This is a genomic window from Pseudomonas sp. FP453 (assembly GCF_030687495.1).
GTDB lineage: Bacteria > Pseudomonadota > Gammaproteobacteria > Pseudomonadales > Pseudomonadaceae > Aquipseudomonas.
In genome coordinates this window covers 5,209,546-5,230,927 of the sequence record NZ_CP117435.1, presented here as the reverse complement: position 1 = coordinate 5,230,927, position 21,382 = coordinate 5,209,546, and the positions used below count along the sequence as shown (strand labels likewise).

At 61.7% G+C, this 21,382-nt stretch carries 23 protein-coding genes; 15 read left to right on the top strand and 8 right to left on the bottom strand.

All coding sequences use genetic code 11. The features are described from left to right. Window positions 1–123 precede the first annotated feature (123 nt). Window positions 124–1,530, top strand: a complete 1,407-nt coding sequence (locus tag PSH87_RS23810; protein WP_305431364.1) for an amino acid permease — start codon at window positions 124–126, stop codon at window positions 1,528–1,530. Here the strand turns inward: PSH87_RS23810 and PSH87_RS23805 are convergent. Then, the gene (locus tag PSH87_RS23805; RefSeq protein ID WP_017735008.1) at window positions 1,476–2,372 is read right to left on the bottom strand and encodes a LysR substrate-binding domain-containing protein; all 897 of its coding nucleotides are present in this window, start codon (window positions 2,370–2,372) and stop codon (window positions 1,476–1,478) included. The two genes, PSH87_RS23810 and PSH87_RS23805, sit on opposite strands and share 55 nt — an antisense overlap. 190 nt (window positions 2,373–2,562) lie before the next feature. Here PSH87_RS23805 and PSH87_RS23800 point away from each other — a divergent pair, with 190 nt between their 5' ends. From PSH87_RS23800 to PSH87_RS23780, 5 genes are all read left to right on the top strand, one after another. Then, window positions 2,563–3,327: a sulfite exporter TauE/SafE family protein gene (locus tag PSH87_RS23800; RefSeq protein WP_305431363.1), complete on the top strand. Its 765-nt coding sequence runs from the start codon at window positions 2,563–2,565 to the stop codon at window positions 3,325–3,327. A 118-nt stretch (window positions 3,328–3,445) separates the two neighbouring features. Then, window positions 3,446–4,036 carry an NAD(P)H-dependent oxidoreductase gene (locus PSH87_RS23795; RefSeq protein ID WP_305431361.1) on the top strand — a complete coding sequence of 197 codons (591 nt, stop codon included), beginning with the start codon at window positions 3,446–3,448 and terminating at the stop codon, window positions 4,034–4,036. Between the two features lie 30 nt (window positions 4,037–4,066). Then, window positions 4,067–4,963 carry a LysR family transcriptional regulator gene (locus tag PSH87_RS23790; RefSeq protein ID WP_017735011.1) on the top strand — a complete coding sequence of 299 codons (897 nt, stop codon included), beginning with the start codon at window positions 4,067–4,069 and terminating at the stop codon, window positions 4,961–4,963. Between the two features lie 103 nt (window positions 4,964–5,066). Continuing rightward, window positions 5,067–5,960, top strand: a complete 894-nt coding sequence (locus PSH87_RS23785; RefSeq protein ID WP_305431360.1) for an NAD-dependent epimerase/dehydratase family protein — start codon at window positions 5,067–5,069, stop codon at window positions 5,958–5,960. Between the two features lie 200 nt (window positions 5,961–6,160). Beyond that, window positions 6,161–7,606, top strand: a complete 1,446-nt coding sequence (locus tag PSH87_RS23780) for a SulP family inorganic anion transporter (protein WP_305431358.1) — start codon at window positions 6,161–6,163, stop codon at window positions 7,604–7,606. Window positions 7,607–7,735: 129 nt separating this feature from the next. On the opposite strand, the gene PSH87_RS23775 is transcribed toward PSH87_RS23780, so the two are convergent. Continuing rightward, entirely contained in the window at window positions 7,736–8,116 is a 381-nt protein-coding gene (locus PSH87_RS23775) for a lysozyme inhibitor LprI family protein (protein ID WP_305431356.1), read from the bottom strand. 249 nt (window positions 8,117–8,365) lie between these two features. On the opposite strand from PSH87_RS23775, the gene PSH87_RS23770 reads away from it, so the two are divergent. From PSH87_RS23770 to PSH87_RS23755, 4 genes are read left to right on the top strand one after another with little or no spacing between them, the layout of a single operon-like run. After that, window positions 8,366–9,715, top strand: a complete 1,350-nt coding sequence (locus PSH87_RS23770) for a gluconate:H+ symporter (RefSeq protein ID WP_256204094.1) — start codon at window positions 8,366–8,368, stop codon at window positions 9,713–9,715. A gap of 12 nt (window positions 9,716–9,727) precedes the next feature. Further along, complete coding sequence (locus PSH87_RS23765) at window positions 9,728–10,588, top strand: MurR/RpiR family transcriptional regulator (protein ID WP_305431354.1); 861 nt, start codon at window positions 9,728–9,730, stop codon at window positions 10,586–10,588. Between the two features lies 1 nt (window position 10,589). After that, window positions 10,590–12,053 carry an amidohydrolase family protein gene (locus tag PSH87_RS23760; RefSeq protein ID WP_017735017.1) on the top strand — a complete coding sequence of 488 codons (1,464 nt, stop codon included), beginning with the start codon at window positions 10,590–10,592 and terminating at the stop codon, window positions 12,051–12,053. Window positions 12,054–12,083: 30 nt separating this feature from the next. After that, complete coding sequence (locus tag PSH87_RS23755) at window positions 12,084–12,452, top strand: glyoxalase superfamily protein (RefSeq protein ID WP_305431352.1); 369 nt, start codon at window positions 12,084–12,086, stop codon at window positions 12,450–12,452. Window positions 12,453–13,051: 599 nt separating this feature from the next. Here the strand turns inward: PSH87_RS23755 and PSH87_RS28940 are convergent. From PSH87_RS28940 to PSH87_RS28930, 3 genes are read right to left on the bottom strand one after another with little or no spacing between them, the layout of a single operon-like run. Then, window positions 13,052–13,690, bottom strand: a complete 639-nt coding sequence (locus PSH87_RS28940; protein WP_370695284.1) for a methyl-accepting chemotaxis protein — start codon at window positions 13,688–13,690, stop codon at window positions 13,052–13,054. Continuing rightward, entirely contained in the window at window positions 13,620–14,009 is a 390-nt protein-coding gene (locus PSH87_RS28935; RefSeq protein WP_370695283.1) for a methyl-accepting chemotaxis protein, read from the bottom strand. Before PSH87_RS28935 ends, PSH87_RS28940 begins: the two co-directional genes overlap by 71 nt. Then, window positions 13,951–14,973 (bottom strand): methyl-accepting chemotaxis protein, encoded by a 1,023-nt coding sequence (locus PSH87_RS28930; protein WP_370695282.1) that lies wholly within the window; start codon window positions 14,971–14,973, stop codon window positions 13,951–13,953. The genes PSH87_RS28935 and PSH87_RS28930 overlap by 59 nt, the downstream gene beginning before the upstream one ends. Window positions 14,974–15,284: 311 nt before the next feature. Here PSH87_RS28930 and PSH87_RS23745 point away from each other — a divergent pair, with 311 nt between their 5' ends. Continuing rightward, the gene (locus PSH87_RS23745) at window positions 15,285–15,902 is read left to right on the top strand and encodes an FKBP-type peptidyl-prolyl cis-trans isomerase (protein ID WP_017477811.1); all 618 of its coding nucleotides are present in this window, start codon (window positions 15,285–15,287) and stop codon (window positions 15,900–15,902) included. Between the two features lie 141 nt (window positions 15,903–16,043). Here the strand turns inward: PSH87_RS23745 and PSH87_RS23740 are convergent, their stop codons facing one another. The 3 genes from PSH87_RS23740 to PSH87_RS23730 form a co-directional block, all read right to left on the bottom strand. Beyond that, entirely contained in the window at window positions 16,044–16,301 is a 258-nt protein-coding gene (locus tag PSH87_RS23740) for a hypothetical protein (protein WP_017735021.1), read from the bottom strand. Between the two features lie 159 nt (window positions 16,302–16,460). Continuing rightward, window positions 16,461–16,802: a zinc ribbon domain-containing protein YjdM gene (locus tag PSH87_RS23735; RefSeq protein WP_017735022.1), complete on the bottom strand. Its 342-nt coding sequence runs from the start codon at window positions 16,800–16,802 to the stop codon at window positions 16,461–16,463. A 118-nt stretch (window positions 16,803–16,920) separates the two neighbouring features. Then, window positions 16,921–17,889: a polyprenyl synthetase family protein gene (locus PSH87_RS23730; RefSeq protein WP_305431349.1), complete on the bottom strand. Its 969-nt coding sequence runs from the start codon at window positions 17,887–17,889 to the stop codon at window positions 16,921–16,923. A 239-nt stretch (window positions 17,890–18,128) separates the two neighbouring features. Here PSH87_RS23730 and rplU point away from each other — a divergent pair, with 239 nt between their 5' ends. The 4 genes from rplU to proB all read left to right on the top strand — a co-directional run bounded on the left by rplU (window position 18,129) and on the right by proB (window position 21,382). Beyond that, a complete protein-coding gene (rplU, locus tag PSH87_RS23725; RefSeq protein ID WP_003176051.1) occupies window positions 18,129–18,443 on the top strand; it encodes a 50S ribosomal protein L21 in 315 nt (104 codons plus the stop codon). 34 nt (window positions 18,444–18,477) lie between these two features. After that, on the top strand, window positions 18,478–18,735 hold the full coding sequence (gene rpmA / locus PSH87_RS23720) for a 50S ribosomal protein L27 (protein WP_003176049.1): 258 nt from the start codon (window positions 18,478–18,480) through the stop codon (window positions 18,733–18,735). 193 nt (window positions 18,736–18,928) lie between these two features. After that, window positions 18,929–20,152 (top strand): Obg family GTPase CgtA, encoded by a 1,224-nt coding sequence (cgtA, locus tag PSH87_RS23715; RefSeq protein WP_017735024.1) that lies wholly within the window; start codon window positions 18,929–18,931, stop codon window positions 20,150–20,152. A 111-nt stretch (window positions 20,153–20,263) separates the two neighbouring features. After that, a complete protein-coding gene (gene proB / locus PSH87_RS23710) occupies window positions 20,264–21,382 on the top strand; it encodes a glutamate 5-kinase (RefSeq protein WP_017735025.1) in 1,119 nt (372 codons plus the stop codon).

The window sequence follows — 21,382 nt, the reverse complement described above, 5'->3', positions numbered from 1 at the left end:
AACTGTGGGAGCTGGCTTGCCTGCGATAGCGGTGGAACATTCACCACCGCTATCGCAGGCAAGCCAGCTCCCACAGGGTTCAGCGCCAGCAACAACAATCACAATAATAAAGGGGCACACCACGTGACCACGCCAGACACCGGCTTTGCAGAAATCACCCAACGCGAACTGGGCCTCAGGCGCCAGCTCACTTCCGGCCAGATGAGCATGATCGCCATCGGCGGCGCCATTGGCACCGGGCTGTTCATGGGCAGCGCCTACGCCATCGGCTACGCCGGGCCCAGCGTACTGGTGAGCTACGCCATCGGCGCGTTGATCACCTTGCTGTTGATGGGCTGCCTGGCGGAGATGACGGTGGCCCATTCCACCTCCGGCTCCTTTGGCGCGTATGCCGAGTTCTATATCAGCCCACTGGCCGGGTTCCTGGTGCGCTACGCCTACTGGGCGGCGATTGTGCTGGCGGTGGGCGCCGAGGTCACGGCGGTGGCGATGTACATGAAGTACTGGTTCGCCAACGTGCCGGAGTGGGTGTGGATCGTGTCGTTTTCCAGCGTGCTGATCGTGCTCAACGCCATCAGCGTGAAGACCTTCGGCAACTTCGAATACTGGTTCTCGACGATCAAGATCAGCGCCATTGTCGGTTTCATCATCCTCGGGGTGTACGTGGTGTTCGGTTCCGGCAACCCGGAATACGGCGTGCAGAACTACACGGCCCACGACGGCTTTTTCCCCCATGGCCTGAGCGGCATGTGGATGGCGGTGATCGTGTCGATCTTCAGCTACCTGAGCGTGGAGATGATCGCCGTGGCGGCCGGTGAAGCGGCCGACCCGGAGCAGGCGGTGAAAAAAGCCTTCCGCGCCACCATCGTGCGGCTGGTGGTGTTTTACCTGCTGACCCTGGCGCTGATGCTCGCCATCGTGCCGTGGAACCAGGCCGGGCAGACCCAGAGCCCGTTCGTCACGGTGATGCAGACCATCGGCATTCCCGGTGCCACCGGGGTGATGAACTTCGTGATCCTCATCGCAGCGCTGTCGGCGATGAACAGCCAGCTGTATATCACCACGCGCATGATGTTCAGCCTGTCCCGCGCTGGCTTCGCACCCAAATCCATGGGCGCGTTGAGCAAGAGCGGCATCCCGTTGAACGCGCTGTTGCTGTCCAGCTCGGGCATTGCCCTGGCGACCCTGCTCAACGTGGTGTACCCGGAAAGCTCGTTCACCCTGATGATGGCCATCTCGATGTTTGGCGCGATCTTCACCTGGTTCATGATCTTTCTCACGCACCTGTTCTTCCGCCGCTATCGCAAGCGCCATGGCGGGCCGAAGCTGTCGTTCCAGCTGCGCCTGTTTCCCTACAGCACGCTGCTGGGCCTGGTGCTGATGGGCGCGGTGATGATCACCACGTACTTCACCGAGGCGTTCAAGATGACCCTGGTGTTTGGCGTGCCGTTCCTGCTGATTCTGTCGGCGGTGTATTACGGGTTCTTCCGCAAGGGCCGGGCCAAGGCGGCAGACAAGGCTCTGGCGTAACCGGGCAATTGTTCGAACGAGCGTGCGGCTAACAGCAAGCGGCGACGGGCCCAGGCCTCATTGAGCGGCTGGGCCTTGAAACGCTGCGCCGCCGGCCAACGCTGCAGGGCGGCCTGGGGCACGATGCCCAGGCCGACGCCGCCGGCGACCATGCGGATCACCCCGTCAAACCCTTCGGCGCGAATTCGGGTTTGCAGGCGAAACCCCGCGTGCAGCGCCTGTTCCTCCAGGTACACCGCCAGTGCGCTGCTGGCGGCCAGGCCGACGTAGTCGTGTTGCAGGCTGTCGATAAAACTCACGCTGCCCGTGGCCAGGGGATGGTCCAGCGGCATGATCAACACCAGCGGGTCGTCGCGAAAGGGCTGGGTCTGCAAACCGTGGGTGTCGACGGCGTCGGAAATGATCCCGAGGTCCGCCGTGCCCTGGCGCAACGCCTGGGTGATGCGCAGGCTGGGCAGCTCTTGCAGGTCGATATCGAGGTTGGGGTGTTCGCGCAGAAAGTCTGCGAGCAATTCTGGCAGGTATTCGCTGAGGGCCGTGGTGTTGCACAGCAGGCGCACCTGGCCTTTGCTGCCGTTGGCGTATTCCGCGAGGTCCTGTTGCAGGTGTTCGGCCTGTTGCAGCAGCAGGCGGGCGTGACGGGCGAGGGCAATGCCGGCGGGTGTCGGGGTGACGCCCCGGCGACCGCGTTCGAGGAATTCGATGCCCAGCGAGGCTTCCATGGCGCGGATGCGCGCGCTCGAGGCGGCCAGGGATAAATGGCTGCGGGCGGCGCCGGCGGTGATGTTGCCGGTGTCGAGGATGTGCAGGTAGAGGCGTAGGTCGATCAGGTCAAAGTGCATGGCTTGGGGTTCTCGGGTGATTGGGCTGGCCTCATCGCGGGCAAGCCCGCTCCCACATTTTGATTTGTGAATACTTTCAAAGGTGGGAGCTGGCTTGCCTGCGATAGCGATCTCAGCCTCACACAAAACAAGAGGCTGCCTCAGTATATGGCGAATTCCCAACCCCGCCCCAACCCCGCACAATCGCCCCATGAATACCTTCCTCGCGTTCTACCAAGACATCGGCCCCGCCCTGACCCTGCTGGTGTTCGCCACCTTCCTGCTGGCCGGCACGGTCAAGGGCGTGATCGGCCTGGGCCTGCCCACCGTCGCCATGGGCCTGCTCGGTCTGGCTATGCTGCCGGCGCAGGCTGCGGCGCTGCTGATCATTCCCTCGACGGTCACCAACCTCTGGCAACTGGCTTTCGGCGGTCACTTGAGTGCCTTGCTCAAACGCCTGTGGCCGATGCTGTTGCTGATTTCGCTCGGCACCGGGTTTGGCACGGTGTGGCTGGGGATGGACGGCGGCGGTTGGGTCGTTCACGCATTGGGCGGGGCATTGCTGATGTATGCGTTGAGCGGGTTGTTCTTGCCCACGTTCAGGATCAAGCCCGCCAATGAGCGCTGGCTGGGCCCGTTATGTGGTGTGATCACCGGCGTCATTACCTCGGCCACTGGCGTGTTTGTGATTCCGGCGGTGCCGTATCTGCAAGCGCTGGGCTTGAATCGCGATCAGTTGGTGCAGGCGCTGGGGTTGTCATTCACCGTCTCGACCTTGGCGCTGGCCGCCGGGTTGGCCTGGCGCGGTACGTTGGGCGGCGGTGAGATCAACGCCTCACTGCTGGCGCTGGTCCCGGCTTTGTTGGGCATGTGGCTCGGCCAGGTGGTGCGTCAGCGCATCAGCGCGCAGTTGTTCAAGCGTGTTTTTTTTATCGGCATGGCGCTGTTGGGCGCTCATCTGCTGATCAGTGGTTAACAATCGCCAAGGGATTCGTGCATTTCAGTCAAATGTATTTTGCGGCGCGGCCGCTTATTCCGAGGGGCCGAGGTCGTTAGTCTGCGTCCAGACATTTTCAACCTCTGGACACCCTCCCATGAAAAAAGTACTCCTGCTCAACGGCGGCAAACAGTTCGCCCACTCCGATGGCCGCTACAACACCACCCTGCATGACACCGCCCTGGCCGTGCTGGACCGTGGCGGTATCGACGTCAAGGTCACCCATATCGACGCCGGCTACGACGTGGCTGAAGAGGTCGCCAAGTTTCTCTGGGCCGACGTAATCGTCTACCAGATGCCCGGCTGGTGGATGGGCGCGCCGTGGATCGTGAAGAAGTACATCGACGAAGTCTTCACCGAAGGCCACGGCAGCCTGTATGCCAGCGACGGTCGCACCCGTTCCGATGCGTCGCAGAAATACGGCAGCGGCGGCCTGATCCAGGGCAAGCAGTACATGCTGTCGCTGACCTGGAACGCACCGCAGCAAGCCTTCGACGACCCGAGCGACTTCTTCGAAGCCAAGGGCGTGGACGCCGTGTACTTCCCGTTCCACAAGGCCAACGAATTCCTCGGCATGACCGCCTTGCCGACCTTCCTCTGTGTGGACGTGATGAAACGCCCGGCCATCGACGCCGATGTGGCGCGCTACGAGCAGCACTTGGCGCAGGTGTTCAACCTCTCGGTGTAAGCTGCGGCGAACCGATAACGAGGACCGCCCGTGAAAGCCCGATCCGACGAGCTACAAATCTTTGTCAGCGTGATTGAGTGCGGCTCGATTTCCGCGGCGGCGGAGCAGGTCGGGCAGACGCCGTCGGCGGTCAGCCGCACGCTGTCGCGCCTGGAGGCCAAGCTCGACACCACGCTGATCAACCGCACCACGCGGCGCATGGACCTGACCGAAGAGGGCAAGTACTTCTTCGAGCAGGCCAAGGTGATCCTGGCGCAGATGGATGAGCTGGAAGAACGCCTGTCGTCGCGCCAGAAAAACCCGGCCGGGCGCCTGCGTATCAACGCGGCGGTGCCGTTCATGCTGCATGGGATCGTGCCGTACATCGCCGAATTTCGCCGTTTGTACCCGGACATCCAGCTGGAGCTGAACAGCGATGACTTGATCATCGACCTGCTGGAACAGAGCACCGACATTGCGATCCGTATCGGTGTGTTGGCCGACTCCACCCTGCATGCCCGTTCCCTCGGCTGTACGCCGCTGCATATCCTTGCCAGCCCCGACTACCTCGCGCAATTCGGCGCGCCGACCACGGTGGCCGAGCTGGCCGATCACACCCTGCTCGGCTTCACCCAGACCGAAACCCTCAACCATTGGCCGCTGCGCCATGTGGAAGGCGACCGCTGGCTGATCCAGCCGAGCGTTTCTGCCTCCAGCGGCGAAACCGTGCGCCAGTTGGCGCTGGAAGGGCAGGGCATTTGCTGCCTGTCGAACTTCATGACCAGCGCCGACATCGACGCCGGGCGCCTGGTGCCGGTGCTGGAGGCGTTCAACAGCGGTTATCGCCAGCCGATCCACGCGGTGTATTACCGTAACTCGCAGTTGGCGCTGCGTATCCAGTGCTTCCTCGACTTTATCCAGGCCAAACTGGCGCGGTATGCCTGCTGATTCGTGACCGCCGCGCAAGAGTGAATTGGGCGGCAGGGGCTTATTCGTCAAGGATCGGCCCTTGATACTGGGCTCATCACTTACTCAGTCAGGAGAACGCTCCATGAACGTATTCGTTACCGGCGCCGCAGGTTTTATCGGTGGCTCCATCGCCACTGGCCTGGTCAAGGCTGGCCACACCGTCACCGGCCTGGTGCGCAGCGCCGAGCAGGCGGCGGAAATGACCGCCTTGGGCATCACCCCGGTGATCGGCAGCCTGGACGACGCGGCCGTATTGACCGAGCAGGCGCAGAAGGCTGACGCGGTGATCAACGCCGCGAGCAGCGACCATCGCGCAGCAGTGGAAACCTTGCTGGCGGCGCTGAAAGGGTCGAACAAACCGTTCCTGCACACCAGCGGTTCGAGCATCGTCGGTGATGCGTCGGGCGGCAAAGCCAGCGAGGTCATCTACTTCGAAGACAACTTGCCGGAACCAACGGTGGATAAAGCCGCCCGCGTCGCCATCGACAACCTGATCCTGGCCGCCGCCCACGACGGCGTGAATTCGGCGGTGATCTGCAACACCCTGATCTACGGCCACAGCCTGGGCGTGAAGCGCGACAGCGTGCAATTGCCGCGCTTGCTCAAGCAGGCGCGCAAGAGTGGGGTGGTGCGCCATGTGGGGACGGGGCAGAACATCTGGTCCAACGTGCATATTGAAGACGTGGTGGCCTTGTATTTGCTGGCGCTGACCAAGAATGTGCCGGGCACGTTCTACTTTGTCGAAAGCAGCGAGGCGTCGTTTATCGACATGACCACGGCGATTGCGGAAGCCTTGAACCTGGGTCAACCGCAGGATTGGCCGTTGGCCGAGGCTGAGGCTGAGTGGGGGTATGAAATGGCCAACTATGGCTTGGGTTCCAACAGCCGGGTGCGCGGCCAGCGGGCGCGGGAGGTGTTGGGGTGGGTGCCGAAGCGCACGTCGGTGGTTGAGTGGATTCGGGGTGAGATGGTTTGATGTTCGCTTGAGACCGAGTCGCGGCCATCGCAGGCAAGCCAGCTCCCACACAAGCCAGCGCCCACATTTTGATTTGTGAATACACTCAAAGGTGGGAGCTGGCTTGCCTGCGATGAAGGCCACTCGGTCTCCAGACTAGCCCCACCCCGCTCAATTCCGTACCATCCCCCGCCTTATCCCCCGCATTACCCTGGTACCTCATGAACCTCACCCGTCTGCGCGCCGATGCCCTGGCCGGCCTCACCACGTCTTTTGCGCTGCTGCCCGAATGCATCGCCTTTGCCCTGGTGGCCCACCTCAACCCGCTGATGGGGCTCTACGGCGCCTTTATCATCTGCACCCTCACCGCGCTGTTCGGTGGTCGGCCCGGCATGGTCTCGGGTGCGGCGGGCTCGATGGCGGTGGTGATCGTCGCGCTGGTGGTGCAACACGGCGTCGAATACCTGCTGGCCACGGTGCTGCTGGGCGGGTTGATCATGATCGCGTTCGGCCTGTTGCGCCTGGGCAAGCTGGTGCGCATGGTGCCGCACCCGGTGATGCTCGGGTTTGTGAATGGCTTGGCGATCATCATTGCGCTGGCGCAACTGGAGCATTTCAAGAGCGGTGAGCACTGGCTCAGCGGCACGCCGTTGTACGTGATGATCGGCCTGGTGCTGGTGACCATGGCCATTGTCTACCTGCTGCCGCGCATCACCCGTGCGGTGCCGCCGGCGCTGGTGGCGATCCTCGGCGTCGGCCTCGCGGTGTACCTGCTCGGCCTGCCGACCCGCACGTTGGGCGACATGGCCCACATCGCCGGCGGCCTGCCCACCTTTGCCCTGCCGCAAATCCCCTGGACCCTGGAAACCCTCGGCATCATCGCGCCATACGCGTTCCTGATGGCCATGGTCGGCCTGCTGGAAACCCTGCTCACCCTCAACCTCACCGACGAAATCACCGAGACCCGTGGCTACCCCGACCGCGAAAGCGTGGCCCTGGGCGCGGCGAACATGGTCTCTGGCGTGTTTGGCGGCATGGGCGGTTGCGCGATGATCGGGCAAACCGTGATCAACTTGAGCTCCGGTGGGCGCGGGCGGTTCTCCGGGGTGTTTGCCGGGGTGATGATCCTGTTGTTTATCTTGTTTCTGTCGCCGTTTATCGAGCGGATTCCGCTGGCGGCGCTGGTCGGGGTGATGTTTGTGGTATCCCAGCAGACGTTCGCCTGGGCGTCGTTGCGGGTGATCAACAAGGTGCCGTTCAACGATGTGCTGGTGATTATCGCGGTGACGGTGATCACGGTATTCACCGACCTGGCCACGGCGGTGTTGTGCGGGATTGTGATTGCGGCGCTGAACTTCGCCTGGCAGCAGGCGCGGGAGCTGTATGCCGATGAGCACCTGGAGGCCGATGGCAGCAAGCTCTATCGCCTGCATGGCACGTTGTTCTTTGCCTCGACCACGCCGTTCCTGAACCAGTTCGACCCGGCCAACGACCCGGCCCAGGTGACGCTGGATTGCCGTCACCTGAGCTTTGTCGATTACTCGGCGATTGCCGCGCTGATGACCCTGCGCGAGCGCTACGCCAAGGCCGGCAAGCATCTGCGGGTGCTGCATTTGTCGGAGCGCTGCAAGAAGCTGCTCAAGCGCGCCAAGGTTCACCCCGACTGATTGAGTGGTGAGCTGGATTGGAATACTTGTGGCGAGGGAGCTTGCTCCCGCTGGGCTGCGTAGCGGCCCCAAAAAACTTGGGAGCGCTGCGCACTACAGCGGGAGCAAGCTCCCTCGCCACAAATAGTTTCATGGCCCGACCAGGTCTTCCAGCTCCTGGGCGCGGGTCTGGGTCATGTCCAGCACGCAGCCGGAGCCGTTGACCTGATCGATGCTGCCACCGGTGGCGCTGCCGGCAAAGGCGCAGTTGGCATCGCGGTACTTTATCCACAGGCGCTGCACGTCTTGCAGTTGCTGCTTGCGCGCCCCTTCCTGAGCGGCGAGGGCGGTCTTGTAGGCCGTGTTCAGGCGCTTGTCCTGCACCTTGGTTTCCCGGGTGTTGCAATTGACCATGTCGGCGGTGGTGTTGGCGCCGTCCATGCATTTTTTCAGCGCCGCGTTATCGGCGGCCGAGGCGCTGCCACACAGGGCGAGCAGTAGGGCGCTGGCGGCGAGGGATGTGCGAATCATGGGCGGTTTTCCTGGCTGTTGGGTGGTTGCGCATTCTATGACTGGATGGCGCCGCTTGAGTTTCCGCCATCCTCTGATCTTCATGTAAGAACACCCCCCGAATTTTCATCAGTGGCCGTCGGGCATATCCCAACGCGACAGCGCGTGTCTGTGGGCGAAAATTACTTTCATAAAAATTGAAAATACTCATCGGTAATGATTTATGAGTTTCACAACCAATTCGACGTGACCCTTTCCGAGGAGTACCGCATGGCCGCATCACTGGGCTTCGGGCTGTTGGCATACGCTGCCATCGCCATCATTGCTTTGATCGTGCTGATTGCACGTTACCGGCTCAACCCGTTTATCGTCATCACCCTGGTGTCCATCGGCCTGGCGCTGGTGGCCGGGATGCCGGCAGACACCATCATGGGCTCCTACGAAGCGGGCGTCGGCAAGACCCTGGGGCATATCGCCCTGGTCGTCGCGTTGGGCACCATGCTCGGCAAGATGATGGCCGAGTCCGGCGGCGCCGAGCAGGTGGCGCGCACCCTGATCAACCGCTTTGGCGAGCGCAACGCGCACTGGGCGATGGTGTGCATCGCGTTCCTGGTGGGTTTGCCGCTGTTTTTCGAGGTCGGTTTTGTGTTGCTGGTGCCGATTGCCTTTACCGTGGCGCGGCGTGTGGGCGTGTCGATCCTGATGGTCGGCTTGCCCATGGTGGCCGGCTTGTCGGTGGTGCATGCGCTGGTGCCGCCACACCCGGCGGCGATGATGGCGGTGCTGGCGTATAACGCGTCGGTGGGGCAGACCGTGCTGTATGCGATTTTGATCGGCATCCCGACGGCGATCATCGCCGGCCCGGTGTACGCCAAATTCATCGTGCCGCGCATTCACCTGCCGGCGGAAAACCCGCTGGAACGCCAGTTCATCGAGCGTGAACCGCGCACCCGCCTGCCGAGCTTTGCGCTGACCATGGGCACCATCCTGTTGCCGGTGGTGCTGATGATGATCGGCGGTTGGGCCAACGTGCTTTCCACGCCGGGCAGCGGTTTCAACCAGTTCCTGTTGTTTATCGGCAACTCGGTGATCGCGCTGCTGCTGGCGACCTTGGTGAGTTTCTGGACCTTGGGCATCGCCCAGGGCTTCAACCGCGAGTCGATCCTCAAGTTCACCAACGAATGCCTGGCGCCGACCGCCAGCATCACCTTGCTGGTGGGCGCGGGCGGTGGCTTGAACCGGATTCTGGTGGATGCCGGCGTCACCAACGAAATCCTCGGCCTGGCCCACGCCTTCCAGCTGTCGCCGTTGGTGATGGGCTGGCTGTTCGCCGCACTAATGCGTATCGCCACGGGTTCGGCGACGGTGGCCATGACCACCGCCTCCGGCGTGGTCGCGCCAGTGGCCATGGGCCTGGGTTATCCCCACCCGGAACTGTTGGTGCTGGCCACTGGTGCGGGCTCGGTGATCTTTTCCCACGTCAACGACGGCGGCTTCTGGCTGATCAAGGAATACTTCAATATGACGGTGATCCAGACCTTCAAGACCTGGACCGTGCTGGAAACCCTGATTTCAGTGGTGGCGTTCGGTCTTACCTATGGTCTGTCCTGCATTCTGTAACCCGGAGACCCCATGGACATCCTCTACCAGATCCGCGCCCGCCAGGATTCCTTCAGCGCTGGCGAAGGCCGTATCGCCAAGCTGATGCTCGATGACGTGGGTTTTGCCGCGTCGGCCAGCCTGGAAGAGTTGTCCCAGCGGGCCGAGGTCAGCACCGCCACGCTGTCGCGGTTTGCCCGCAGTGTTGGCTGCCGCGATTTACGCGACCTGCGCCTGCAACTGGCCCAGGCGAGTGGCGTGGGCAGCCGCTTCCTCGACCCGGCGGGCAAGCCGGAACAGTCGGCGTTTCATCGGCAGATTCTCTGCGATATCGAGGCGACGTTGCGTCAGCACCTGTCCGGCTTCAATCAGGCGGGGTTTGTCGATGCAGTGAGCCTGCTGGGCCAGGCGCGGATGATCCACGCGTTTGGCATGGGCGGCCCGTCGAGCCTGTGCAGCGATGAGTTGCAGGTGCGCCTGGTGCGCCTGGGCTATCCGATAGCGGCCTGCCATGACCCGGTGATGATGCGCGTCACGGCGGCAACCCTGGGCGCGGCGCATGTGTTGATCGTGTGCTCCCTGACCGGCCGCACCCCCGAGTTGCTCGACGTGGTGGCGCTGGCGCGCAACTACGACGCGCGCATCATCGCCATCACCCTGGCCGATTCACCCCTGGCGGAGTTGGCCGACGTGCTGCTGCCGCTGCAACCGGCCGAAACCAGTTTTATCTACAAACCCACGGCGGCGCGCTACGGCATGCTGCTGGCCATCGACCTGCTCGCCACCGAGCTGGCGCTGGCCATGCCGGACGACAACCGGGAACGCCTGCGCCGGATCAAGCTGGCCCTCGACGATTACCGCGGCGGCCCTGACAGCCTGCCGCTTGGAGACTGAAATGAAGTACGACACGTTGATTCGCCAGGCGCTGATCATTGATGGCAGCAACACCCCCGGCTACCTCGCCGATGTGGGGCTGCGTGCGGGGCGCATCGCGGCGATCGGCGACCTCTCGGCAGCGACGGCCGAGCATGAGGTCGACGCCAGCGGCCGCGTGTTGGCGCCGGGTTTTATCGACGTGCACACCCACGATGACACGGTGGTGATCCGCCAACCGCAGATGCTGCCCAAGCTGAGCCAGGGCGTGACCACGGTGATTGTCGGCAATTGCGGCATTAGCGCCTCGCCGGTGAGTTTGCGCAGTGATCCGCCGGACCCGATGAATTTGCTCGGCAGCGCTTCGGCGTTTGTTTATCCGCGTTTCAGCGACTATCGAGCGGCCGTCGAACGCGCCCATCCGGCGGTCAACGTCGCCGCCCTGATCGGCCATACGGCGCTGCGCAGCAACCACATGGACGACCTGCACCGCACGGCCACGCCGGATGAAATCGCTGCCATGCGCGTGCAGCTGCAAGAAAGCCTCGAAGCCGGCGCGCTCGGGTTATCCACAGGGCTGGCGTACGCCAGCGCGTTCAATGCCGAGACCGATGAGGTGCTGCAACTCACTGAAGAACTGACGGCGTTCGGTGCGGTGTACACCACCCATTTGCGCAGTGAATTCGAACCGGTGCTGGAGGCCATGGATGAAGCGTTCCTGATCGGCCGGCATGCCAAGGTGCCGGTGATCATTTCCCACCTTAAATGTGCCGGCGCGGGGAACTGGGGGCGTAGTCCGCAGCTGTTGGCGGCGTTGGAATTGGCGGCGAAAACCCACCCGGTGGGGTGTGATTGTTATCCCTATGCGGCCAGCTCTTCGACCCTGGACCTCAAGCAGGTCACCGATGCGTTTCGTATCACCATTACCTGGTCAACACCGCACCCTGAACTGGGCGGGCGCGACTTGCAGGACATCGCCGCCGAGTGGGACGTTTCGCTGATGGACGCGGCGCGTCGCCTGCAACCGGCGGGGGCGGTGTACTACGGGATGGATGAGGCGGATGTGCGACGTATCCTCGCGCATCCGCTGTCGATGGTGGGCTCGGATGGGTTGCCGGAAGATCCGTTCCCCCACCCGCGCTTGTGGGGCGCGTTTCCACGGGTGTTGGGGCATTTCAGCCGGGATGTGGGCTTGTTCCCGTTGCACACGGCGGTGCACAAGATGACCGGGTTGTCGGCGGCGCGGTTTGGCTTGGCCGAGCGGGGTGAGATTCGCGAGGGGCATTGGGCCGACCTGGTGTTGTTTGATCCCATGCGTGTGCGTGACGTGGCCGACTTCAAGGATCCGCAGCGCGCGGCGGAAGGGATCGACGGGGTGTGGATCAATGGTGTGTTGAGCTACTGCGACGGCCAGGCCAATGGCCAACGGCCGGGTCGGTTCCTGGCGCGTAGCGGGGATTTGCGCAAGGGGTTTTCGTCTCTATAGTGGGTGCTTTTCATACACGGAGCGGTTGCCATGCACTTAGGAAAAGTCACCCCCATCTTGCGGATTTTCGACGAGGCCAAGGCGCTGGAATTTTACGTCGACTTCCTGGGGTTCACGGTGGATTGGCAGCATCGCTTCGAGGCGAATTTCCCGCTGTATTTGCAGGTGTCGTTGGGTGAGTGCGTGCTGCATTTGTCCGAGCATCATGGCGATGCGTCGCCGGGGGCGGCGGTGCGGATTCAGGCGCAAGGGGTGGACGGTTACCAGCAGCAGTTGGCGGGCAAGGATTACCGTTATGCCAAGCCTGAGGTTGAACAGACGCCTTGGGGCTCGCGGGAGATGAGCATCAAGGACCCGTTTGGGAATCGGCTGGTGTTTGTTGAAGAAGGTGAGGGCTGAGGAGTAAATCGCAGGCAATAAAAAACCGCCTTCGTTAAGGCGGTTTTTTATTGCAATCCCAGTTTGCGGTTGGGTTGCTGTTTCACAGGACCACTGACCTGTTGGTGATATTACTGCTGCTCGAAGGTGCTAAGCAAGCCTTGACGATGGGCGGTTTTCATTTCTACAAGCCAAGCTAACTTGGTAAATATGCATGTAAAAAACGGCAACAATTTTAAGGATAATCTGGCGTTGCTTGTCACACCTTGGCTTGGAGGGCTGAGTTAGTATCGCCCTCGTTCCGTGTTCGTCGTGATGGAGATTGGCTGGGTTAGCGCGCAGATATTTGGACCGACCGCCACGGGTTTTGCACCCCGTGCCGGATTCATGCGGAAGGCCCATAAACCCAGCCACCTCACAGGACCATTGACCTGCGTCCGAAGGCCCACATGTTCCGGTAAGTGCGCTGGAGGTAAGGCCCAACTCACGGAGGGCCGAGTATGTCTAAGTTTGCCTGTGGCGAGGGAGCTTGCTCCCGCTGGAGTGCGAAGCGCTCCCAATATTGTTGGGGCCGCTGCGCGACCCAGCGGGAGCAAGCTCCCTCGCCACAATGATGTTGCTTACACCCGGAAGTGACTGACCATCTGCTGCAACTGGCTGCCCAAACGCGCCAATTCAACACTCGACTTGGCGGTCTCGTCACTCGCCGTAGCCGTCTGCTCCGACACATCCCGCACATTCACGATACTGCGGCTGATCTCTTCCGCCACGGCACTCTGCTGCTCGGCTGCGGCGGCGATCTGCTGGTTCATCGACTGGATATTCGACACCGTGCGGGTGATGTTTTCCAGGGACACACCGGCCTTGCGCGTCAGCTCGACGCTGCTGTCCGTGAGGCTGCGGCTGTTGTTCATCACCGTGGCCACTTGCTGGGTGCCATTTTGCAGGCCGGCCACCAGGCCTTCGATTTCCTCGGTGGATTTCTGTGTGCGCTGGGCCAGGCCACGCACTTCGTCGGCGACCACGGCAAAGCCGCGACCGGCCTCACCGGCACGTGCGGCTTCAATGGCCGCGTTGAGCGCCAACAGGTTGGTCTGCTCGGCCACGGCCTTGATCACGTCCATCACGCTGCCGATCTTGTTGCTCTCTTGTTGCAGGTGCGCCATGGCGTCGGTGGAGCGTGCCACTTCAGCGGCGAGGCGTTCGATCTGGGCGATGGCTTCGGCCACCACCTTGTCGCCCTTCGCGGGCTTGGCCATCGGCGTCGGAAGCGGCTTGGGAGGCCTGTTCGGCGTTGCGCGCGACTTCCTGCACGGTGGCGGTCATCTCGTGCATGGCGGTGGCGACCTGATCGGTTTCGATCTTCTGGCTGTTCACCCCGGCGCTGGTCTGCTCGGTCACGGCCGACAACTCTTCGGCGGCGCTGGCGATTTGCGTCACACCGTCACGGATCCCGCTGATCAATTCGCGCAGGGTCGTGCCCATGCGCTGGATGCCTTGTTGCAGCACGCCCAGTTCATCACGACGGGTGACCTGGATGTTGTGGCTCAAATCGCCGGAAGCAATGCGTTCCACCACGGCCAGGGTTTCTTGCAGTGGGCGGGTGATCTGGCGGGTGATGACCAGGGCCGCGATGATTCCGACCAGCAGGGCCAGCAACGTGCTGATCAATTGCAGGCTGCGGGCCTGGGGCGCTTTCGGCGTCACGGCGGTCCAGCTGGATGTCGTAGAGCTTGTCGCTGATGGTGACGATATCGGCGCCTTGGGTGGTCATTTCGGCACGGGCGCTGACGATGTTGGCGTTGGCGGCCTTGTAGCTTTGTACCGCCGTGCGGTAGGCGCCGAGGGCGGTTTCCAGCGCGGTCAGCGCGGTTTGCTGGTCGGCGCCAAAAACTGCGCTGAGTTTTTTCAGGCCACCGAGGGCTTTTTCGATCTGTGCGGCGGCGCGGGCTTCGGTGTCGGCGTTGACGTTATTGGTGTAGCCGCGTACTTCGTAACGAGCCAGCTGGAAGTCTTCCTTGGCCTGGGTCACGGCCTGGAACTGGGTGAAGCGCTCCGGGCTGTCGGCCATTTGCTGCACGCTGGTGTCGAGTGCATTGATCTGGGCATTGGCGATGTCGGCCTTGTCGCCCATGACCTGACGTGCGGCGTTGCCGTTACGGTAGGCCTCGCGCATTTTGCTCAGGGACTGCTGGTAGGCGGTGATGACGGCTTTCTGCTCGTTGAGCAGCTTGAGGTTTTCCGGGCTCTTGAAGCTGTCCAGCAGTTTCTGCTGCTGGGCGGCGAAGGCATCCAGGCTGGTCTGGACGTTTTGTGCCACGGTTTCGTCGCCGTTGGCCAGCATGTATTGCAGGCGCACGATGCGCAGCTTGGTCAGCGAAGCGTTGAGCTGGGTGATGTCGCTCATCCAATTGCTGCGGTCAATCAGACCGCTCAGGCTGGTCCAGCCGGTAAGGGCCAGGATCGAGGTGAGGACCAGCACCAGACCAAAGCCCAGGCCCAGTTTGAGATTGACGCTAATGTTGCCGAACCAGCTATTCATCGAATGCTCCGCAAAGGTGATATCTGTTTGCTGGACGGTATTGTTGTTTGAGCCAGCCAAAGTATGTAGGTGGGTATCGGCGGCGCGACGTGAATCTGAAATGGCTTTTTCGCCGTTAGGCGCAAACAGCGGATCTGCCCGATGAATGGGCAGGGTGGGGGGCACGTGTCTGGTTGTAGATAGGTACGCCGGGGCGCTCATCAAGGCCGGGTGTTGTGTGCTAGTCTGCTGGCCCTTTTAGTTTTGGGCGACAGGAAAAGTGCGGCCTTCGTGCGGCTTTTTTGTGTGTCGTCCTACAGCGGAGCACCTTCATGTCCGAAGTCAATCTGTCCACCGATGAAACCCGCGTCAGCTACGGCATCGGCCGTCAACTGGGCGACCAACTGCGCGACAACCCGCCGCCGGGCGTGAGCCTGGACGCAATCCTGGCCGGCCTGACTGACGCCTTCGCCGGCAAGCCAAGCCGTGTTGACCAAGAGCAAATGGCTGCCAGCTTCAAGGTTATCCGTGAAATCATGCAAGCCGAAGCCGCTGCCAAGGCAGAAGCTGCGGCGGGCGAAGGCCTGGCTTTCCTGGCTGAAAACGCCAAGCGTGATGGCATCACCACCCTGGCTTCGGGCCTGCAATTTGAAGTGCTGACTGCCGGTGATGGCGCCAAGCCAACCCGTGAAGATCAAGTGCGCACTCACTACCACGGAACCCTGATCGACGGCACTGTGTTCGACAGCTCCTACGAGCGTGGCCAGCCTGCAGAATTCCCGGTTGGCGGCGTGATCGCTGGCTGGACCGAAGCCCTGCAACTGATGAATGCCGGCAGCAAATGGCGTCTGTACGTGCCGAGCGAACTGGCTTACGGCGCTCAAGGCGTTGGCAGCATCCCGCCGCACAGCGTTCTGGTGTTCGACGTCGAGCTGCTCGACGTTCTGTAAGACCCGGTAGCATTGGCTTTATGTGGGAGCTGGCTTGCCTGCGATAGCATCACCTCGGTAGCAGGGTTGACCGAGTCGTCTGCATCGCGGGCAAGCCCGGCTCCCACATAAAGCCGGTGCATTCAGGCTTTGCGGGTATTTTCATGGATGAAACTTGCCATGCAGCTCCGTGGCCGGGCGCAACGCTCGGGCATAGCAGAACAGAAACAGATTGCGCACCACCTCCTTCAACACCCCCGGTTCACTCGAACTCAAGCCATTTACGTCCAGGTCGCCCTGGTCTTGTAGCTCGTTGAGCGCTTCTTCTTCCAGCACCGCACAGACTTCGCCGGTTTCCCGGTGCAGGATGCGCAGGTAAGGGTGTGGGCGGTCGAGCCAGGCATCGATCAAATAAGTCATGGTGGTTCTCCTTGATAAGTTTCAATGAGAATAATTCTTATTCGTAGAATAGCAAGTGCCTATTGGCGGTTTGTGGTTTTTTCTGTGTGGATATTGCGCGGAGTCAAACGGGAGGGCAAAACGCCATCCCGCGGCGGGCGCGGGATGGAAGCAGCAGGTTCAGACCTTGCGTACGAACTCGGACTTGAGTTTCATCGGGCCGATACCGTCGATCTTGCAATCGATATCGTGGTCGCCGTCGCACAGGCGGATGTTCTTGACCTTGGTGCCGACCTTGACCACCAGGGAGGTACCCTTGACCTTGAGGTCCTTGATCACGGTGATGGTGTCGCCGTCCTGCAGGACGTTGCCCACAGAGTCTTTCTTCACGGTTTCATCGCCGGCTGCTTCGGTCTCGCCATTGGCGGACCACTCATGGGCGCATTCCGGGCAGATCAGCTGGGCGCCGTCTTCGTAGGTGTATTCGGAATTGCATTTCGGGCAGGGTGGCAACGTGCTCACTAAAGCTCCTTGAGAGTCAGGGATGGCTAAAAGTCGCACATTATATAGGGTTTTAGCGGTGGGTGGAGCTTGACTGGGTCTAATGTGGGAGCTGGCTCCCACATTGATCAGTGTGCAATCAGTGGGTACGCGCGACCGCAAACTCGCTCAGCTCAACCAGGGCATCCCGGTATTCGCTGGCCGGCAGGGCTTCCAGGCATTTGATCGCACGGGCCACGTAGTCACGTGCCAACTGCGCGGTGTAGTCCAGCGAGCCCGAGGCTTCCACGGCTTCGCGGATGCTTTCCAGGTCTTCGATCCCGCCTTTCTGGATCGCCTTGCGCACCAGGGTCGCCTGTTCCGGCGTGCCTTCGCGCATGGTGTAGATCAGCGGCAAGGTCGGCTTGCCCTCGGCCAGGTCGTCACCGACGTTCTTGCCCAGGGTTTCGGCGTCGCCACGGTAGTCGAGCAGGTCGTCGACCAATTGGAACGCCACGCCCAGGTGGTCGCCAAAGGTGCGTAGGGCTTCGGCCTGTTCGGCGGTCGCGCCACACAGTGCGGCGGCGCTGTGGGTGGAGGCTTCGAAGAGCATCGCGGTTTTGCCGCGAATCACTTCCATGTAGGTTTCTTCGGTGGTGCTGGCGTCGCGCACCTTGGACAGCTGCAACACTTCGCCTTCGGCGATGATGCGCGTGGCCTGGGACAGAATCTTCATCACCGGCATCGAGCCCAGTTCGACCATCATCTCGAACGAGCGCGAATACAGGAAGTCGCCCACCAATACGCTCGGGGCGTTGCCCCACATGGCGTTGGCGGTCTCACGGCCACGGCGCATGCCGGACATGTCGACCACGTCGTCATGCAGCAGGGTGGCGGTGTGCAGGAATTCGATGGTGGCGGCCAGCAGGCGCAGGTCATCGCCTTCGCGGCCCAGGGCCTTGCCACACAGCAACACTAATAAAGGACGCAGACGTTTGCCGCCGGCCGACGTAATGTAGTCGCCAATTTTGGAGACCAGCGGCACTTTAGAAGTCAGCTGCTTCTTGATGATGCCATCGACGGCGCTAAAATCGTCCGCGACCGCGCGGTAGAAGGCTTGGGGTTGCATCAGCGACAGTCGCTCCAGAAGGGTTGCGCGGCATGCTAGGACCCTCACCCCCGGGTGTCAAGGCGCGATGGGCGGCCACTTGCAACAGCCATTTACCTTGCGTACAATCGCGCACCCTGAACTTCCTGGGCAGCACCTGCCTTACGCAATTGCATTCGGGACGTCCATCCCATGCAGCCATGCCAGCCAATACCTCTTCTTATAAAGAGCTGGGTGAGCAGGATTATCGGAGAAATACCATGTCGTACGCAGTAATTGTTACTGGTGGCAAGCAATACAAGGTCGCCCCAGGTGAATACCTGAAGATCGAAAAACTGGAAATCGCTACCGGCGAATCCGTTACTTTTGATCGCGTTCTGTTGGTCGCCAATGGCGATGACGTGAACATCGGCGCTCCAGTTGTTGCTGGCGCTACCGTTGTGGCTGAAGTGATCTCCCAAGGTCGTCACGATAAAGTCCGCATCATCAAGTTCCGTCGTCGTAAGCACCACATGAAGCGTATGGGCCACCGCCAGTGGTACACCGAGATCAAAATCACCGGTATTCAGGCTTAATTTCAGCCTAATTCCTCACTAGGAGAATTGACTCATGGCACACAAAAAAGCTGGTGGTAGTACCCGTAACGGTCGCGATTCAGAAGCCAAACGCCTTGGCGTCAAGATGTATGGCGGCCAGAAAATCATTCCGGGCAACATCATCGTGCGTCAGCGCGGCACCCAATTCCACGCCGGTTACGGTGTAGGCATGGGTAAAGATCACACCCTCTTCGCGAAAATCGAAGGCGTGATCAAGTTTGAAGTAAAAGGCGCGTTCAACCGCCGTTACGTGAGCGTTGTCGCAGCTTAATTGCGAGATCGCTGGAAAAGCCCTGTCTTGCGACGGGGCTTTTTCGTTTGTGGAGTGAGTCTCTTGCAAAGCTGTTTGTAATGAGCTCAAGCGCTGGATATGCGGTCGCTGATTGAGGTCGCTGCGCTCATTTTTGCAAGAGTCTTATGTCTTGGTTTCTTAAGCTCGTCCGTGCGGCGAGAGGCGTTTTGTTATGAAGTTCGTTGATGAAGTTTCCATCCGAGTAAAAGCAGGCGACGGCGGTAACGGTTGCATGAGTTTCCGTCGCGAAAAGTTCATCGAAAACGGTGGCCCGAACGGCGGTGACGGCGGTGACGGCGGTTCCATCTACATGATGGCCGACGAAAACCTCAACACCCTGGTCGACTACCGTTACACCCGGCACTTCGATGCCGAGCGTGGTTCCAACGGCGGCAGCACCGACTGCACCGGTAAAAAAGGCGAAGACCTGGTACTGCGTGTACCGGTCGGCACCACCATTATCGACTCCGCTACCCAGGAAGTGATTGGCGACCTGACCAAGGCCGGCCAGAAGCTGATGGTTGTGCAGGGCGGCTGGCACGGTCTGGGTAACACCCGATTCAAGTCCAGTACCAACCGTGCGCCACGCCAGACCACGCCAGGCAAGCCGGGCGAGCAGCGTGACCTCAAGCTGGAAATGAAAGTACTGGCCGACGTTGGCCTGCTGGGCTTGCCGAACGCCGGTAAAAGTACCTTCATCCGCTCGGTGTCGGCCGCCAAGCCGAAAGTCGCCGATTACCCGTTCACCACCCTGGTGCCAAACCTGGGCGTGGTCAGCGTGGATCGCTGGAAAAGCTTCGTGGTCGCCGACATTCCCGGCCTGATCGAAGGTGCTTCCGACGGCGCTGGCCTGGGCATTCGCTTCCTCAAGCACTTGTCCCGCACCCGTTTGCTGCTGCACCTCGTGGACATGGCGCCGCTGGATGACACCAGCGCACCGGACGCCGCTGAAGTGATCGTCAGCGAGCTGACCAAGTTCAGCCCGGCCCTGGCCGAGCGTGATCGCTGGTTGGTCCTGAACAAGTGCGACCAGATCCTCGAAGAAGAGCACGAAGAGCGCGTCAAGGAAATCGTCGATCGCCTGGAGTGGGAAGGTCCGGTCTACGTGATCTCGGCCATCGCCAAAGAAGGCACCGAGCGCCTGACCCGCGACATCATGCGCTACCTCGAAGACCGCGCCGACCGCCTGGCGGCCGACCCTGTGTTCAAGGCCGAGCTGGCTGAACTCGATCAGCAGATCGAAGACGAAGCCCGCGCCCAGTTGCAGGCCCTGGATGACCAGCGTGCCCTGCGCCGCAGCGGCGTGAAGTCGGTCCATGACATCGGCGACGACGATTGGGACGAAGAAGACGTGGATGATGAAGACGGTCCGGAAATCATTTACGTGCGCGACTGATCCGTTGCGATAAACTTGAACGCCGCTCCCTTTAGAGCGGCGTTTTAGTATCCGGGTTTAACGTTATGGGCCGCGCTGGGTCGCGCAGCCCTCAATCTAAGGTTGAAGATGATGCGGAGCAAAGTGACAGGTGCGCAGCGCTGGGTCGTAAAGATCGGAAGTGCGCTGCTGACGGCGGATGGCAAGGGGCTCGATCGCGCAGCCATGAGCGTCTGGGTCGAGCAGATGGTGGCCTTGCATGAGGCTGGCGTCGAGTTGGTGTTGGTCTCGTCCGGGGCCGTTGCCGCCGGGATGAGCCGCCTCGGCTGGACCGCGCGACCCAGCGCGATGCACGAACTGCAAGCCGCCGCCGCCATCGGCCAGATGGGCCTGGTGCAAGCCTGGGAATCCAGCTTTGCCGAGCATGGCCGCCACACGGCGCAGATCCTGCTGACCCACGACGACCTGTCCGACCGCAAGCGCTACCTCAACGCCCGCAGCACCTTGCGCGCGCTGGTGGAGCTGAAAGTCATCCCGGTGATCAACGAAAACGACACCGTGGTCACCGACGAAATCCGCTTCGGCGACAACGACACCCTGGCCGCCCTCGTCGCCAACCTGGTGGAAGCCGACCTGTTGGTGATCCTCACCGACCGCGACGGCATGTTCGACGCCGACCCGCGCAACAACCCAGACGCCCAGCTGATCTACGAGGCGCGCGCCGATGACCCGGCGCTGGACGCCGTGGCCGGCAGCGTCGGCGGTGCCCTCGGTCGTGGCGGCATGCAGACCAAGTTGCGCGCTGCGCGCCTGGCCGCGCGTTCCGGCGCCCACACCATCATCGTCGGCGGGCGCATCGAGCGCGTGCTGGACCGGCTCAAGGCGGGCGAGCGCATCGGTACGCTGCTGTCGCCAGAACGCGGCATGCTGGCGGCGCGCAAGCAGTGGCTGGCCGGGCACCTGCAAACCCGTGGCACCCTGGTGCTGGACGAGGGCGCGGTATCGGCGCTGTCCCAAGGCAACAAGAGCTTGCTGCCGGTGGGCGTCAAGTTGGTGCAAGGCAGCTTCCGCCGTGGCGAGATGGTGGTGTGCGTCGCGCCGGACGGTCGTGAGATCGCCCGTGGCCTGGCCAACTACAGCGCCCTGGAAGCGCAGAAAATCATTGGACAATCTTCTGATGCGATTGTCGGACTATTGGGTTACATGGCGGAACCGGAGCTGGTTCACCGCGACAACCTGATACTGGTCTAA

What these genes read in the sequence shown, in the direction of transcription:
- PSH87_RS23805 (WP_017735008.1), bottom strand. Translation starts at nt 2,372, where the DNA reads ATGCACTTTGACCTGATCGACCTACGCCTCTACCTGCACATCCTCGAC.
- PSH87_RS23800 (WP_305431363.1), top strand. Translation starts at nt 2,563, where the DNA reads ATGAATACCTTCCTCGCGTTCTACCAAGACATCGGCCCCGCCCTGACC.
- PSH87_RS23795 (WP_305431361.1), top strand. Translation starts at nt 3,446, where the DNA reads ATGAAAAAAGTACTCCTGCTCAACGGCGGCAAACAGTTCGCCCACTCC.
- PSH87_RS23785 (WP_305431360.1), top strand. Translation starts at nt 5,067, where the DNA reads ATGAACGTATTCGTTACCGGCGCCGCAGGTTTTATCGGTGGCTCCATC.
- PSH87_RS23780 (WP_305431358.1), top strand. Translation starts at nt 6,161, where the DNA reads ATGAACCTCACCCGTCTGCGCGCCGATGCCCTGGCCGGCCTCACCACG.
- PSH87_RS23775 (WP_305431356.1), bottom strand. Translation starts at nt 8,116, where the DNA reads ATGATTCGCACATCCCTCGCCGCCAGCGCCCTACTGCTCGCCCTGTGT.
- PSH87_RS23770 (WP_256204094.1), top strand. Translation starts at nt 8,366, where the DNA reads ATGGCCGCATCACTGGGCTTCGGGCTGTTGGCATACGCTGCCATCGCC.
- PSH87_RS23765 (WP_305431354.1), top strand. Translation starts at nt 9,728, where the DNA reads ATGGACATCCTCTACCAGATCCGCGCCCGCCAGGATTCCTTCAGCGCT.
- PSH87_RS23760 (WP_017735017.1), top strand. Translation starts at nt 10,590, where the DNA reads ATGAAGTACGACACGTTGATTCGCCAGGCGCTGATCATTGATGGCAGC.
- PSH87_RS23755 (WP_305431352.1), top strand. Translation starts at nt 12,084, where the DNA reads ATGCACTTAGGAAAAGTCACCCCCATCTTGCGGATTTTCGACGAGGCC.
- PSH87_RS28940 (WP_370695284.1), bottom strand. Translation starts at nt 13,690, where the DNA reads ATGGCCAAGCCCGCGAAGGGCGACAAGGTGGTGGCCGAAGCCATCGCC.
- PSH87_RS28930 (WP_370695282.1), bottom strand. Translation starts at nt 14,973, where the DNA reads ATGAATAGCTGGTTCGGCAACATTAGCGTCAATCTCAAACTGGGCCTG.
- PSH87_RS23745 (WP_017477811.1), top strand. Translation starts at nt 15,285, where the DNA reads ATGTCCGAAGTCAATCTGTCCACCGATGAAACCCGCGTCAGCTACGGC.
- PSH87_RS23740 (WP_017735021.1), bottom strand. Translation starts at nt 16,301, where the DNA reads ATGACTTATTTGATCGATGCCTGGCTCGACCGCCCACACCCTTACCTG.
- PSH87_RS23730 (WP_305431349.1), bottom strand. Translation starts at nt 17,889, where the DNA reads ATGCAACCCCAAGCCTTCTACCGCGCGGTCGCGGACGATTTTAGCGCC.
- rplU (WP_003176051.1), top strand. Translation starts at nt 18,129, where the DNA reads ATGTCGTACGCAGTAATTGTTACTGGTGGCAAGCAATACAAGGTCGCC.
- rpmA (WP_003176049.1), top strand. Translation starts at nt 18,478, where the DNA reads ATGGCACACAAAAAAGCTGGTGGTAGTACCCGTAACGGTCGCGATTCA.
- cgtA (WP_017735024.1), top strand. Translation starts at nt 18,929, where the DNA reads ATGAAGTTCGTTGATGAAGTTTCCATCCGAGTAAAAGCAGGCGACGGC.
- proB (WP_017735025.1), top strand. Translation starts at nt 20,264, where the DNA reads ATGCGGAGCAAAGTGACAGGTGCGCAGCGCTGGGTCGTAAAGATCGGA.